We start from the raw sequence: 14,386 nt of genomic DNA on the forward strand, positions 1-14,386 counted from the left end.
CCCCCCGGCTGCGCTCCAGCTCCACGGACCAGCCCTGGACGCCCCGGGCCTCCAGCCGCAGCCGCGCCAGCCCATCCGCCGGGGCCTCCGGGGAAGTCAGCAGCAGCACCAGCGTTCCGCCCCGCGCCGCCGCGTCCGCGAGCTTCCGGGCCTCCGGCAGGGACAGCCGCTCCGGCCGTCCCGCCGCGCCCACGCCGTGCGTCAGGTCCACCACCACGCACGTGAAGGCGCCGCTGCGCGCGAGCTGCACGGCGGACCACACCCGCTGCGCGAAGAGCCGGGGCCGCACGACGAGCAGCCGCTCCAGGTCCACGCCCAGCGCCGACGCCGCGGGCGGATACAGCTCCCGGGGGCCATCCACCCACGCGCACAGGCGCTGCTCCCGGTGCGCGGACGCCGCCGCGCGCAGGGCCAGGCTGGTGCGCCCCGATGCCGCCTCGCCGCACAGCTCCACGGAGTGGCCCAGCGGAAGCCCGCCCATGGGCAAGAGCGCGTCCACCGCGTCCACGCCCGTGCGCAGCACCGAGAGCGCGCGCCGGGGCGCGGCCTGGAGCTGACGGATCCGTTCGCGCAGCTCCTCCACCACCCCCAACGCCGACCGTTCCACCGCCGCGCCCATGTCGTCGCCTCCCTCGCACGCGCACCCGGAACCGGTGCGGATGTCCGGCCAGTATGCGAAGCCGTCTGACACCCGCGCGAGGGGTTTGATGGCCGTTCCGACCTGTCGGGTCGGGTGCTTGCTCGGAGGAAAAAATGGATCCGCGCGCGTCCCGTTTCGCGGCACCGGACATGGCGGGTCACCTGTTTCCGGCCACAACGAAAAAGGGCCCCGCGTCTTCACGCGAGGCCCTTCGCACGCAACGCGCCCGGGAGGCGCGTGGATCAGCCCGCGACTACCCGGCGCACAGCACCTTCACCTCCACCTTCGTGTCGCCCACGCGCCGCAGGCACGGGCCCAGGAAGAACAGGCGCGCGGAGCGATCATCGCCGGACGGCTCGTAGCGGATGTCGCCGTTGGCCACCGTGCACGTCTGCACCGAGGCATCCGCGCGCGTCACGTACACCACCGCCAGCCGCGGATCCGGCAGGTTCACCACGTCCACGCTCTGCGCCACCGTGGCCAGCTCCGCGATGTCCACCAGCGTCTGCTGGTAGTTGCTCTTGCAGATGGAATCCAGGTTCGCCCGCGTCGAGTCGAACGCCTGCGCCAGGGCGCTCTGCCGGTAGCCGGGCCCGTAGGACGTCGGACAGTCGACGTTGCGCACGTAGGTCTTCCCGCCCGACACCTCCGTCACCGCCTCCGCGCGCTTGTCCGTCAGCGACACCGGCCCGATGGTCGCCCACAGCACCTCACGCGACGCGCCCCGCCCGTCGTGCAGGTTCTGGAAGATCCGGTAGTACTCCTCCACCGACGTGAGCTTGTCCGCCTGGGCGCTGCACGCGTCCACGGCCGGATCCTGCCCCAGCGCCACCGGCGGCGGCCGCACCGTGGAGCTGCAGTCCTCCTCGTCCGACACCACCACCACCAGCAGGCGCGCGCCGTCCCGCAGGAAGCCAGCGTTGCCACCTTCCTCCATGGCCTGCCGGGTCAGGGGCGAGTCGACCGCCAGCCGCACGGCCTCGAAGGGCGTCTCCTGCCCGCTGCCCTGGGTGCCCTGCGCCACCAGCCGCTGGAACTTGTCCAGGAGCAGCGGATCCGAGCTGTCGATGAAGCGCTCGGCGGTGGGCTGCCCGGCCTCGTCCTTCACCGGCTGCAGGCGCCCCTCCTGATCCGGATAGGAGCGGATGTTGTCCGCCCCGTCCCCCACGGTGAGCCGCTGGTACACGGAGGTGGTGATGACCCCCACGCGGAACTCCTGCGCCACGCCGCTGCCCGCCTTGAACGCGGCCAGGAAGGCAGGCAGCTCCGTGGCGATGCCCTGCTGCTCCTCCAGCATGGAGCTCGAGTTGTCGATGACGAAGAGGATGTCCGTCTTCTGCGGCGCGACCACGGGAGGGGTTGCCTCGCAGGCCTCCGGCACCGTGGAACCCGCGTCGTCAACGGGCGAGTGACAGCCGACCGCCAGGAGCGCGGACAGCGTCATCAGGTGGGCACAGGTGTGGATCTTCACGTCGGCCTCCAGTGCGGCAGAGAGGGGGCAAGCATGCCCCACCCCCCCTTCGGACGCGAGACTTCTGGGCCGTTAAAAGAGGAGCGTCGTACAGCCGACGAGGCACGGAAATAACGCACATCACGTTTGCCATGTCCGGTTTGGTTGTTACGTTGGTTCATCCGTCGCAGAAATCAACCGGATGGTTCACCGGCCCGGCCGCTTGCTGACCGGGTTCAAGCAAGGAAGAGGCCGAACTCCATGTCTGACGAGAAGAAGAAGGGCACCGCGGCCAGCGCCATGCCCACCGCGATGGCCCCTCCGGGGCTCATCAACAAGGAAGACATCCCGCAGGTGCTGCCCATCCTGCCGCTGCGCAACAGCGTGTTCTTCCCCGGGGGCGTGCTGCCCCTGGCCGTCGGCCGCCAGAAGACGATCGCGCTGATCAAGGACGCCGTTCGCGATGATCAGGTCATCGGCGTCGTCACCCAGCGCCGCGCCGAGGAAGAAGATCCGGGCGCGTCCGACCTGTACACGATGGGCACCGTCGCCCGCATCGTGAAGCTCTTGAAGATGGGCGAGGACAACTATTCGCTCGTGGTCCAGGGCCTCGCGCGCTTCCGCGTGATGGAGCTGGTGCAGGAAGCGCCCTACCTCAAGGCCCGCGTCGACGCCGTGGAGGACAAGACCTCCTCCGAGAACGTCGAAGTGGAGGCCCTGGGCATCAACCTGAAGAAGCTGGCGCGCGAGGTCATCGAGCTGATGCCCGAGCTGCCCGCCGCCGCCACGGAGCTGGTGGAGAGCATCACGCACCCGGGCCACCTGGCGGACCTCATCGCCGCGAACGTGGACGTGCCCATCGAGGAGAAGCAGGCCGTGCTGGAGACGGTCGACCTCAAGGCGCGCATGAAGCTCGTGCTGGAGCTGCTCAACCGCAAGCGCGAGATCCTCAAGCTCTCCAACAAGATCGACTCCGCCGTGAAGGGCGAGATGTCGAAGACCCAGCGCGAGTACTACCTGCGCCAGCAGTTGAAGGCGATCAAGGAAGAGCTCGGCGAGATGGGCGAGGAGGAGGAGGAGCTGGACGAGCTCCAGGAGCGCCTGAAGAAGGCCGCGCTTCCTCCCGAAGTGGAGAAGGTCGCCCAGAAGGAGCTCAACCGCCTGAAGACGATTCCGGCGGCCTCCAGCGAGTACACGGTCGCGCGCACCTACCTGGATTGGATCGCGGACCTGCCGTGGTCGAAGATCAGCGAGGACAACCTCGACATCGAGAACGCGCGCCAGCAGCTGGACAAGGATCACTTCGGCATCAAGAAGGTGAAGAAGCGCATCCTGGAGTACCTGGCCGTGCGCAAGCTGAAGAACGACATGCGCGGGCCCATCCTGTGCCTCGTCGGTCCCCCGGGCGTCGGCAAGACGTCGCTGGGCCAGAGCGTGGCGAAGGCCACCGGCCGCAAGTTCGTGCGCCTGTCGCTGGGCGGCGTGCGTGACGAGGCGGAGATCCGTGGCCACCGGCGCACCTACGTGGGCGCGCTGCCGGGCCGCTTCATCCAGAGCATGAAGAAGGCCGGGACGAAGAACCCGGTCATGATGCTGGATGAGATCGACAAGCTGGGCGCGGACTTCCGCGGCGACCCGAGCGCGGCGCTGCTGGAGGTGCTGGACCCGGAGCAGAACAGCACGTTCAGCGACCACTACCTGGATGTGGCGTTCGACCTGTCGAAGGTCATGTTCGTCGCCACGGCGAACCAGCTGGATCCCATCCCCGGTCCGTTGCGCGACCGCATGGAGATCATCGAGCTGACGGGCTACACGTTCGAGGAGAAGCAGGCCATCGCCCGCATCCACCTCGTGCCCAAGCAGCTGCGTGAGCACGGCCTGTCGGGGGATCACATCGAGATCCTGGATGACGCGCTGCTCATCCTGACGACCTCGTACACGCGTGAAGCCGGCGTGCGTAACCTGGAGCGCCGCATCGCGGACATCTGCCGCGCGGTGGCGGTGGAAGTGGCCGGGGGCAAGCTGGACAAGCAGACCATCGGCGCGGAGCGCGTGAAGGAGATCCTCGGGCCCGAGATGTTCTACTCGGAGGTCGCGGAGCGCACGGAGGTTCCCGGTGTGGCGACGGGCCTCGCGTGGACCGCGGCGGGCGGCGATCTGCTCTTCATCGAAGCGACCAAGATGGCGGGCAAGGGCGGCATGACGCTCACCGGCCAGTTGGGCGACGTGATGAAGGAGAGCGCGTCCACGGCGCTGAGCTACCTGCGCAGCAAGGCGGAGCTGCTCGGCATCAACCCGAACTTCCTCGAGAAGACGGACCTGCACCTGCACTTCCCCGCGGGCTCCATCCCCAAGGATGGTCCTTCCGCCGGCGTCACCATCCTCACGGCGCTCACCAGCCTGTTGACGGGCATCCGGGTGCGGCACGACACGGCGATGACGGGCGAGGCCACGCTGCGCGGCCTGGTCCTGCCGGTGGGTGGCATCAAGGAGAAGGTCCTGGCGGCGCACCGCGCGGGCATCAAGCGCGTCATCCTGCCGGAGCGTTGCCGCAAGGACCTGATCGACGTGCCGGATCAGGCGAGGAACGAGCTGGAGTTCATCTTCGCCACGCACATGGATGAGGTCCTCAAGGCCGCGCTGGAGACCTCGCCGTTCAAGGAGGGCGCCGCGCTGCCCGCCGCCGCCGCGGAGACGCCTCCCGCGGAAGTCCGGGCGTAACGGTCCTCACGAAGTCCTGAAGTGACGCGGGCAGGTTCCCTTCTTCGGGAACCTGCCCGTTGTCTTTGCGGGCCACGTCCCCTGCCCTGCGTCAGGCGGGGTTGAGCACGAGGGGCAACGTGGCGGGCCCACGCACCAGGAGCGTGCGGTGCCACGTCATGGGCTCCGGGCCGGACTCCAGGTGGCTGAAGGCGTCCAGCAGGGCCTCCAGGGCCAGCCGTCCTTCCATCCGCGCCAGCTGCGCGCCCAGGCAGAAGTGGATGCCATGGCCGAAGGGCAGGTTCTGGGGGCCGGGGCGGGACAGGTTGAAGCGGTCGCCGTCCGGGAAGTGCGCTTCGTCGCGCGTGGCGGAGCCCAGGAGCACCAGCACCGAGGCGCCCTTGGGCAATTTCACGCCGCCCACCTCCACGTCCTCGGTGGTGAGGCGCGGCGCGGCCTGGAGGGGCGGCTCGTAGCGCAGCACCTCCTCCAGGAAGGCGGGGATGCGCGAGCGGTCCGCCCGGAGCTGGGCCCACACCTCCGGGTGCTCCCGCAGCACGACGAGCGACGAGCCCAAGAGGTGCACCACCGTCTCGATGCCGCCCACCAGCAGCAGCACCATGAAGGCGATGAGCTCATCCTTCGTCAGGGCCTCGCCTTCCACGCGGGCCTGTCGCAGCTCGCCGAGGAGGTCGGTGCCAGCGGGCTCCCGCGCCCGGGCGTCCAGCACGTCCCCGAACCAGGCGCGCACCTCCGCCACCGCGTCGCGGGCGCGCTGCTTGCGCTCCTCCTCCTCTGGACGGACGGTGCTGACGCCGCCGGTCAGGAGGTCCGCCCAGTGCTTCAGGCGCGGGGAGTGCTGGGGGTCCAGGCCCAGCAGTTCGCTGATGACGGCGGCCGGGATGCGCAGGGCGAAGGGCTGCATCATGTCCACCGGGCGGCCGCGGGGCAGGTCCGCCACCGCCTCCCGGCACAGCTCCCGCACCCGGGGCTCCAGCCGGGCCATGGCCGCCGCGCCGAAGGCCTTCTGCACCAACACCCGCAGGCGGCCGTGGTGGGGCGGATCCATCACCAGCATGGAGTCCGCGAAGGGATTGCCCCCCAGCCACGGCGGGTTGGTGACGTTGCGGAAGCCCTGGGAGGAGAAGCGTTGGGGGTCCTTCAGGACGCGCAGCACGTCGTCATGGCGCGACACCGCCCACATCCCGCCCGGGTCCACCTGACACACGGGCGTCTCACGGCGCATGCGGGCATAGGTGGGATAGGGATTGGCTCTCACTTCGGGTGACAAGAGGTTGAAGCGCTCGCTCATGGTGGGTCATACGCAAGCAGCACGTCGGACTGGCACTCAAGTGGGGCCCTGCACGGGGCACCCACCACGGACAAAGGGAGCGCACCATGAAGTACGCCAACCTGGGTCACACGGGCCTGCGGGTCTCCCGCATCTGCCTGGGCTGCATGAGCTACGGCACGCCGAAGTGGCGCCCGTGGGTGTTGGACGAGGAAGCAGCGCAGCCCTTCTTCCGCCGCGCGGTGGAGCTGGGCGTCACCTTCTTCGACACCGCGAACATGTACTCGGACGGCGTCAGCGAGGAGGTGACGGGCCGCGCGCTGCGCCGCTACGCGAAGATGGATGAAGTGGTGCTGGCGACGAAGGTCTACTTCCCCACCGGCAGCGGGCAGAACGAGCGCGGCCTGTCGCGCAAGAACATCACCCAGGCATGCGAGGCGAGCCTCAAGCGGCTGGGGGTGGAGACCATCGACCTGTATCAAATCCACCGGATGGATCCGAACACGCCCATCGAGGAGACGCTGTCCGCGCTGGATCAGCTCGTGCGCCAGGGCAAGGTGCGCTACCTGGGCGCCAGTTCGTCGTACGCGTGGCAGTTCGCGCGCGCGCTGGGGGTCTCCGAGCGCAACGGCTGGGCGAAGTTCGTGTCCATGCAGGACCACTACAACCTCGTGTACCGCGAGGAGGAGCGGGAGATGCTCCCCCTGTGCGAGGCGGAGGGCATTGGCGTCATCCCCTGGTCGCCGCTGGCCCGGGGGCTGCTCACCGGTTCGCGCAAGTCGCTGGATGACCGCGAGGCCACGACGCGCGCGGGCTCCGACACGCTGTCACCGGTGCTCTACAACCAGGCCGGGGACTGGGACGTGGTGGAGGCGGTGAAGAAGGTGGCCGAGGCGCGCAAGGCCCCGCCCGCGCAGGTGGCCCTGGCGTGGCTGTTGTCCAAGCCCGTCGTCACCGCGCCCATCATCGGCGCGACGAAGCCGGAGCACCTGGAGGACGCGGTGAAGGCGGTGACCCTCAAGCTCGCGCCCGAGGAGATCAAGGCGCTGGAGGCCCCCTACAAGCCCCACGAGGTGCGCGGGATGTAGGGGCGCCCTGCACGAAGAAGGTGGCCGCGCCCGTTCAGTCTTCCTTCGCGAGCGTGTCCACCTTCTTCTCCAGCGGCGCCAGCTCCTCGAAGAACGAATCCATCGAGTGCGCAGGGGCCAGCCGCAGCGAGGGCGGCAGCAGTGAGCGGGGGAACTCCAGCGCGTCGCTGAAGTCCTCGTTGCCCAGCAGCTTCGGCACGTTGGACAGCACCAGCACGCCCACCGACGCGATCGCGAGCCCGCGCGCCACGCGCTTGCCGCTCCACCGCGTCACGTAGCGCAGGTGCCAGTACAGCCCCCACCCCACCAGGGCCAGGACGGCCAGCGTCCGCACGAAGCCCAGCCACGCGCCCAGCGAGAAGCTGAAGCTCAAGAGCGCGAACAGCGGCGGCGCCAGCGCGAAGCCCATCAGCACCATCCCGCCGATGGTGGCGTGCGCCCGGAAGTAGAAGCTCCGGCGCGCGATGCGGCTGGCCAGCGACCAGCCCCCCGCCCACAGCAGCGTCAGGCCCAGGGGCAGCACGCTGGAGAGCAGCAGGTCCCCCCAGTCCGTCTTCTGGAACTGGGTCAGCCGCTCGGAGATGAAGGACGTGGCGACCAGCGCCTGCATCGTCAGCGCGAAGGCCCGGGGGCGCTCGAAGAGGCGCTCGCGCGCGTCAGCCGGGGCCTCGTTGACGACGGTGTCCTCCACCGCGAAGCCACGCGGACGGAAGCGCAACACCGTGTCCCCCACGGACACGCGCACGTCCGACGTGAGCACCAGCTCCTGGATGCGAGCCCAGGGCGTCACGCTGAAGGTGCCGTTCACGCTGCCCACGTCGCGCAGCACCACCGCGCCGTCCTCGCGCCGCTCCAGGCGCAGGTGCTCGGCGGAGACCTTGGGGTCGTCCAGGATGACGTCGTTGCCGTAGCCGCGCCCCACCGTCACGGGCCACTTCTCCAGCCGGTGGCGGGCCTGGACGGCGTCGCCTTCCAACACCTCCAGGAAGATCACTTCGTCCACGACAGCCCCTCCAGGTAGCGGCGCGCCAGCTTGCGCGCGTTCTCCGCGGAGAAGCCGCCCAGCGTGAGGCTGGTGTCCACCCCGTGCGTGGAGGCGTTCAGCGTGGCCCCGCGCAGCACCAGATCATAGAGGCCCGGGAAGCGGCGGTAGGCGCGCAGGCAGAGGGCGGCACGCACCGTGAGGCCCTTCACGTCCACGAACTCCGACGTGCAGCGGAAGTTGGTGACGTCCTCGCGCGTGGCGGACACCGGATCCGGATCCTGGGAGAAGAGCGTGCTGTAGAGCGCGGAGAAGCGCATCGCGCCCAGCTTCTGGCTCGTGACGTGCTGGTGCAGGTAGGACACGACGCCCGTGCGGTGGCTGGAGGACAGGAAGATGTCCTCCTCGGAGGAGCACTGGTAGCTCGTCACGGTGTAGGGCGTCTCCGGATCATGCGGCGTGTCGCCCCAGCACTTGAGGAAGGGACTCCAGCGGCCCGGGACGCGGTACTCGCCCAGCGTCTGCTTGGGCAGCTCCGTGGCCATCAGCCGGTCGGTGATGCGCTGCTGGTTGGCCAGCAACTGCTCGCGCACGGACGCCAGCAGCGCGGCGGCGTCCGGCGGGGCCGGCAGCTCCAGGGTGCGATCCAACAACTGCCGCGCCCGCGCCACCGGCACCAGGAAGCCCACCTGGTTGCCCATGGTGGCCACGTTGACGCCCACCACGCCGCCCTCGCCGCTCAGCGTGGGCCCGCCGCTCATGCCGGGGTTGATGGCGCCGGAGAAGTGCACGCGCTCGTAGAGGGCGTCGCGCACCAGCCCGTTGTAGGTGCCCTCCACGATGGTGGTGCCCAGGTCGCGCGGGTTGCCCATGGCGAACAGGCGCGTGCCCTGCGGCGGTTCGCGATCCTCCAGCCGGAAGAAGTCCGCGACAGGGGCCTCCACCTGGATGACCGCGAGGTCGCTGGCCACGTCCACGGAGAGCAGGCGCACCGGCACCGTCGCGTCGCCCCGGTCCAGCTCCGCGGTGTAGTCCTCCGGGTGGAGCACCACGTCGGAGACCACGTGGTAGTTCGTGAGGGCGTGGCCCTTCTCGCTCACGAAGAACGCGGAGCCGATGGAGGACTTGGTGCCGGAGCGGCGCTCGATGATGCGCACCTGCGCGACGCGGCCCTGGATGCGGCGGAACAAGTCATGGGTGGCGGGCGGCAGCGAGGCCACCGGGAGCGGCGGCACCACCGCGTCCACGACGCCGGCATCCGGTATCGGTACCGGGACGGTCGGCGGGCTGGGGGGCGTCAGGGGCCCCTGCGCGAGCACGGCGACAAGGAGGAGGGAGAACATGGGCGCGGCACCGTATCCCAGCGCGAGCCGCACCGGGGATGCGTCGCACCGCCTACGTGGAAGCGGGCCCCTCCCCCTGCCGCCGGCGCCGCCAGGCCGCATAGGAGACGAGCAGCGCCCCGGCCAGGGCGCCCGCCAGCGCCCCGGCGAGCCGCTTGGAGATGACGCCCGTCACCGGGGCGTCCATCCGGAAGGTCTCCAGCGAGGCGCGCACCCGGGGGGCCATGGCATCCCAGCGGGCGGCGGGCGCGCTGACCGTGACGACGGCGTGGCGCCCCTCCGACGCGAGCCCCGTCACCAGCACCGTGCGCACCTGCCCGGCCTCGCGCAGCGTGCCCAGCACCTCCACCCGGGGCACCGGCCCGCCCACCCGGTCCACCCGCTCCGGCGTCAGCGCCACGCCCAATTCCCGCTGGAAGTGCTGGACCACGGCGGTGGAGAACGCATCGCGCTCCGAGGGGCTGGCGGAGAAGCCTCCGTCCACCACCGCGATGAGGAACGTGGCCGCGTCCGGGCCTTCTCCATCCGCCAGCGCCGCGGACAGCCCGCGCGTGCGCGCCGCGTCCTCCGACACCGCGCCCGCGTGTGAGCCGGCGTAGCGCTCCCAGCGCGTCATCCGGAACGTATCCGGCGGTCGGAAGCTGTAGCCGTCCCGCCGCAGCTCCGTGCCCAGCGCACCGGACAGCGACAGCCAGACACCGGTGAGGACGGGCAGGAGCATGCCTCTCACGATAGCGCGCCCACGCCACACGGGCGACCACGCCAGCCCCGGCCCCCCGAGCCCCAACGAAATCCGGCGCGAAAAGGCACTGCTACGTCGCATGCGTCGAATATTCCGTACGCAATTATTACAATTTATTCCATGTAACCATTTCGGTCACGAGATTGTGCCTATCCGGCCTGATCTGTTTTGTCTTGACCAAGCAAGGCTTCAAACGTAACTGTCCGGCCGGGGAATGCTTTTGGGGAAGTCCTTGCGGATGACGTCTTCACGGGCGTTGTTCCGGATTGGGGGATGCTCGGATGAGAGGGACGGACACGGCTGTGTCTCGCTGGCCTTTGACCGCCGCTCAGCGCGGTGTCTGGGTTGCCCAGCAGCTGGATCCCACCAATCCCCGCTACAACTGTGGCGCCCACCTTGAGATCCACGGACCGGTGGATGTATCGCTTCTGATGCAGGCGGTCCGTGAGACTGTCTGGGAAAGCGAAACCCTACGGGTTTGTTTCATCGAGGACGCGGACGGCCCCTGGCAGGTGCCGGTCTCCCTTGAGAACGTGGCCGTGGACGTGGTGGACGTGAGCGGCGACGCCGACCCGCGACAGGCCGCCGAGTCGTGGATGCGATCCGACCTGTCGCGTCCGGTGGACCTGCGAAAGGGGCCCCTCTTCCACCACGCGCTGTTCCAGGCGGGCCCGGAGCGGTCCTTCTTCTACGTCCGCTACCACCACATCCTGATGGACGGTTTCGGCCAGACGCTCTACTGGCGCCGGGTGGCCCAGCGCTACTCCGCGCTCGTGGGGCAGCCGGAGGCGGAGCTGCCTGTGTTCGCCCCGCTGGCCACGCTCCTGGAGGAGGACGCCGCGTACGCCGCTTCGCCGCAGGCAGGACGCGACGCGGGCTACTGGCGCGAAGCGTTCGCCTCCCCGCCGGAGCCGGCCCGCCTGACGGCGACGCCCGCGACCCTGGCCTCGCGGGGGCTGCTGCGCCGGACCACGCACCTGTCCCCGGAGGCCCTGGAGTCGCTGCGCTCGGCGGCCCGGCGGGAACAGACGCGCTGGTCGGTCATCGTCATCGCGGCGACGGCGGCCTATCTGCATCGGATGACGGGCGCGGAGGACGTGGTGCTCGCCCTGCCCGTCTCCAGCCGCCTGACGCCCGCCTCGCGCGCCACGCCGTGCATGCTGGCCAACGAGTTGCCCCTGCGCCTGACGGTGCCCCCGGGCTCCAGCCTCCAGTCGCTGGTGAAGCAGGTGTCCTCGCAGGTGGGACGGCTGCTCGTGCACCAGCGGCACCGGGGCGAGGAGTTGCAGCATGCCCTGCGCCTGAAGGGCCATGAGGGCAGCGCGAACGGGCCGGTGGTCAACGTCGTCTCCTTCGACCACGCGGTGCGCTTCGGCGAGCACCCCACCACCGCGCACTACCTGTCCTCCGGGCCGGTGAAGGACCTGCTGCTTGGGTTCTACGGGCGCTCGGATGGCTCCGACCTCCAGCTCTACCTGGACGCGAACCCGGACCTGTACAGCGCGGACGACATCGCGGGGCACCAGCGCCGCTTCCTGTCCTTCCTGGAGCGCTTCACCCGGGCGGAGCCGGAGCTGCCCGTGGACCGGCTGGAGCTGCTCCTGGACGGCGAGCGCCAGCACCTGCTGGAGGGGCTCAACGCCACCTCGCGGCCCCATGACCTGTCCGGGACCCTGCACGAGCTCATCGACGCGCAGATCCGCCGCACCCCCGACGCCATCGCCGCCGCCGTCGCGGGCGGGGCGCTGACGTACCGGGAGCTGGGGGCGCGGGCGGACCGGCTGGCGGCGCACCTGCGTGAGCGCGGCGTCCGGGCGGGCCAGCACGTGGGCGTGTTCGAGGAGCGCTCGCTGGAGCTGGTGGTGGGCCTGCTGGCCATCCTCAAGGCGGGCGCGGCCTATCTGCCGTTGGATCCGGAGCTGCCCCGCGCCCGGCTGGAGTTCCAGGTGGCGGACGCGGGCCTGCGCACCGTCCTCACGCGCGCCTCGCTGGCCTCGCGACTGGAGGGCCTGGGCGTGGAGGCGCTGGCCCTGGACACGCTGCTGCCCACGCTGCCGCAGGTGTCCACCCCGCGGCCCCGGACCGCGGGCCCGGAGGACGCGGCGTACGTCATCTACACGTCCGGCTCCACCGGGCGGCCCAAGGGCGTCGCGGTGCCGCACCGGGGCGTCGTCAACCGGCTGCTGTGGATGCAGGACACCTACGGCCTGGGTCCGGACGACACGGTGTTGCAGAAGACGCCGTTCACCTTCGATGTGTCGGTGTGGGAGTTCTTCTGGCCGCTGCTCGTCGGCAGCCGGCTGTTCCTCGCCGCGCCCGGGGGCCACAAGGATCCGCGCTACCTGGCGAGGACGATCCGCGACGAGGCCGTCACCACCCTGCACTTCGTCCCGCCCATGCTGGACCTGTTCCTCGCGGAACCCGAGGCCGCCACCGCCACGGGCCTGCGCCGGGTGATGTGCAGCGGCGAAGCGCTGCGCCCGGAGACGGTGCGCGCCTTCTTCGACACCTTCCCGCGCGAGGCCCACGGCATCGGCCTGCACAACCTCTACGGCCCCACCGAGGCCTCCATCGACGTGACGGCCTGGGCGTGCGCCCCGGAGGACGCGTCGGGGCCCATCCCCATCGGGCGGCCGGTGGACAACACGGCCATCTACCTGCTCGACCGCACGGGACAGCCCACCCCGCCCGGCGTGCCGGGGGAGCTGCACATCGGCGGCGTCCAGGTGGCGCTGGGCTACGTCAACCGCCCGGACCTCACGCGCGAGCGCTTCATCCCCGACCCCTTCTCCCAGCGGTCCGGGGCCCGGATGTACCGGACCGGCGACCTGGCCCGCCACCGTCCGGACGGCGCCATCGAGTTCCTGGGCCGGCTGGATCATCAGGTGAAGCTGCGCGGCTTCCGCATCGAACTGGGAGAGATTGAATCCGTGCTGCTCGCGCACCCCGCGCTGGAGAAGGCGGTGGTCACGCCTTGGGAGCGCACTCGCGCGGATCGCCGGCTCGTGGCGTACGTGGTGGCGAAGCCGGGCCTCCCCGCGCCCACGCCGCGCGAGCTGACGGAGTACGCCGCCCAGCGGCTGCCCGAGTACATGGTGCCCGCGCACCTGCTGGTGCTGGACGCCCTGCCCCTGTCGTCCAACGGCAAGGTCGACCGGCGCGCCCTGCCCGCCCCCACGCTGGAGTCCACCGGCCCCGCGGAGGCGCCCTCCACGCCGCACGAGGTGAGCCTGCACGCCGTCTGGAAGCAGGTGCTGGGGCGCGAGCACCTGGGCCTGGATGATTCGTTCTTCGCGCTGGGCGGCGACTCCATGCTCAGCATCCGCGTGCGCGCGGCGCTGGAGAAGCAGGGCCTGACGTTCCACGTCCAGGACCTGTTCCGCCATCCCACCCTGCGCGATCTGGCCAGGCACTTGCACCCGCTGGATGGCACCGGCCACCGGCGCGAGCACGCCGGCCCCTTCGCCCTGCTGCGCGACACAGACCGGGCGCGACTGCCCGCGGGCCTGGAGGACGCCTACCCGCTGAGCGCGATGCAGGCCGGCATGCTCTTCCATGCCGAGTTCGACGACTCGACGTCCGTTTACCGCGTGGTGACGAGCCTCCACGTGGGCGCCCGCTTCGACGAGGCGGCCCTGCGGGGTGCGCTGACGGACACGTTCCGCCGGCACCCGGCGCTGCGCAGCTCGTTCGACTTGTCCTCGTATTCGGAGCCGCTCCAACTGGTGCATCCGGAGGTGTCGGTGCCCCTCCACGTCGAGGGGGACTGGAGCGGCCTGGACGCGGACGCCGTGCGCGCGACGCTCCAGGCGTGGATGGACCGGGAGAAGTTCCGCCGCTTCGATCCCGCCTCTCCGCCGCTGCTCGCGTTCACCGTGCACCTGCGCGGCGCGGAGTCCTTCCAACTCTCCGTGGTGGAGCACCACGTGGTGCTGGACGGGTGGAGCGACGGGGCGATGCTGGAGGAGATCGTCACCCGCTACCGCGCCCGTCTGGCCGGCGAGGAGCTGTGGTTGCCGGCGGTGGCGTCGCGCTACCGGGACTTCGTGGCGGAGGAGCGCCGCGTGGTCGCGAGCCCCGAGTCCCGCCGCTTCTGGACGGAACTGCTGCGAGGCGCGGAACCCACCCCGCTGCCCCGCCGTCCCACGGC

General features: G+C 70.5%; 9 protein-coding genes. 3 read left to right on the forward strand and 6 right to left on the reverse strand.

Going from position 1 to position 14,386, the window contains the following annotated elements; translation table 11 throughout:
• Both D7Y13_RS26680 and D7Y13_RS26685 read right to left on the reverse strand, forming a co-directional pair.
• Positions 1-619: ImuA family protein (locus tag D7Y13_RS26680; protein WP_120630806.1), on the reverse strand; the 619-nt coding region annotated here is incomplete at its 3' end.
• Between the two features lie 274 nt (positions 620-893).
• The gene (locus D7Y13_RS26685; protein ID WP_120583811.1) at positions 894-2,111 is read right to left on the reverse strand and encodes a VWA domain-containing protein; all 1,218 of its coding nucleotides are present in this window, start codon (positions 2,109-2,111) and stop codon (positions 894-896) included.
• 240 nt (positions 2,112-2,351) lie between these two features.
• Here D7Y13_RS26685 and lon point away from each other — a divergent pair, with 240 nt between their 5' ends.
• Positions 2,352-4,811, forward strand: coding sequence for an endopeptidase La (gene lon, locus D7Y13_RS26690; RefSeq protein WP_120583810.1), 2,460 nt, complete (start codon positions 2,352-2,354; stop codon positions 4,809-4,811).
• A 91-nt stretch (positions 4,812-4,902) separates the two neighbouring features.
• Here the strand turns inward: lon and D7Y13_RS26695 are convergent, their stop codons facing one another.
• Complete coding sequence (locus tag D7Y13_RS26695) at positions 4,903-6,102, reverse strand: cytochrome P450 (RefSeq protein ID WP_120583809.1); 1,200 nt, start codon at positions 6,100-6,102, stop codon at positions 4,903-4,905.
• 86 nt (positions 6,103-6,188) lie between these two features.
• Between D7Y13_RS26695 and D7Y13_RS26700 the strand changes: the two genes are divergently transcribed.
• Positions 6,189-7,169: an aldo/keto reductase gene (locus D7Y13_RS26700; protein WP_120534681.1), complete on the forward strand. Its 981-nt coding sequence runs from the start codon at positions 6,189-6,191 to the stop codon at positions 7,167-7,169.
• A 34-nt stretch (positions 7,170-7,203) separates the two neighbouring features.
• Here D7Y13_RS26700 and D7Y13_RS26705 read toward each other — a convergent pair whose 3' ends face one another.
• The 3 genes from D7Y13_RS26705 to D7Y13_RS26715 are packed head-to-tail and all read right to left on the reverse strand — an operon-like array spanning position 7,204 to position 10,215.
• The gene (locus D7Y13_RS26705; RefSeq protein WP_120534680.1) at positions 7,204-8,172 is read right to left on the reverse strand and encodes an FHA domain-containing protein; all 969 of its coding nucleotides are present in this window, start codon (positions 8,170-8,172) and stop codon (positions 7,204-7,206) included.
• Complete coding sequence (locus D7Y13_RS26710; protein WP_120583808.1) at positions 8,160-9,494, reverse strand: S1 family peptidase; 1,335 nt, start codon at positions 9,492-9,494, stop codon at positions 8,160-8,162. The genes D7Y13_RS26705 and D7Y13_RS26710 overlap by 13 nt, the downstream gene beginning before the upstream one ends.
• A 52-nt stretch (positions 9,495-9,546) precedes the next feature.
• Complete coding sequence (locus D7Y13_RS26715) at positions 9,547-10,215, reverse strand: hypothetical protein (RefSeq protein ID WP_120534678.1); 669 nt, start codon at positions 10,213-10,215, stop codon at positions 9,547-9,549.
• Between the two features lie 302 nt (positions 10,216-10,517).
• Between D7Y13_RS26715 and D7Y13_RS26720 the strand changes: the two genes are divergently transcribed.
• Positions 10,518-14,386: non-ribosomal peptide synthetase (locus tag D7Y13_RS26720; RefSeq protein ID WP_147452499.1), on the forward strand; the 3,869-nt coding region annotated here is incomplete at its 3' end.

Source organism: Corallococcus praedator, assembly GCF_003612125.1.
GTDB classification, from domain to species: domain Bacteria; phylum Myxococcota; class Myxococcia; order Myxococcales; family Myxococcaceae; genus Corallococcus; species Corallococcus praedator.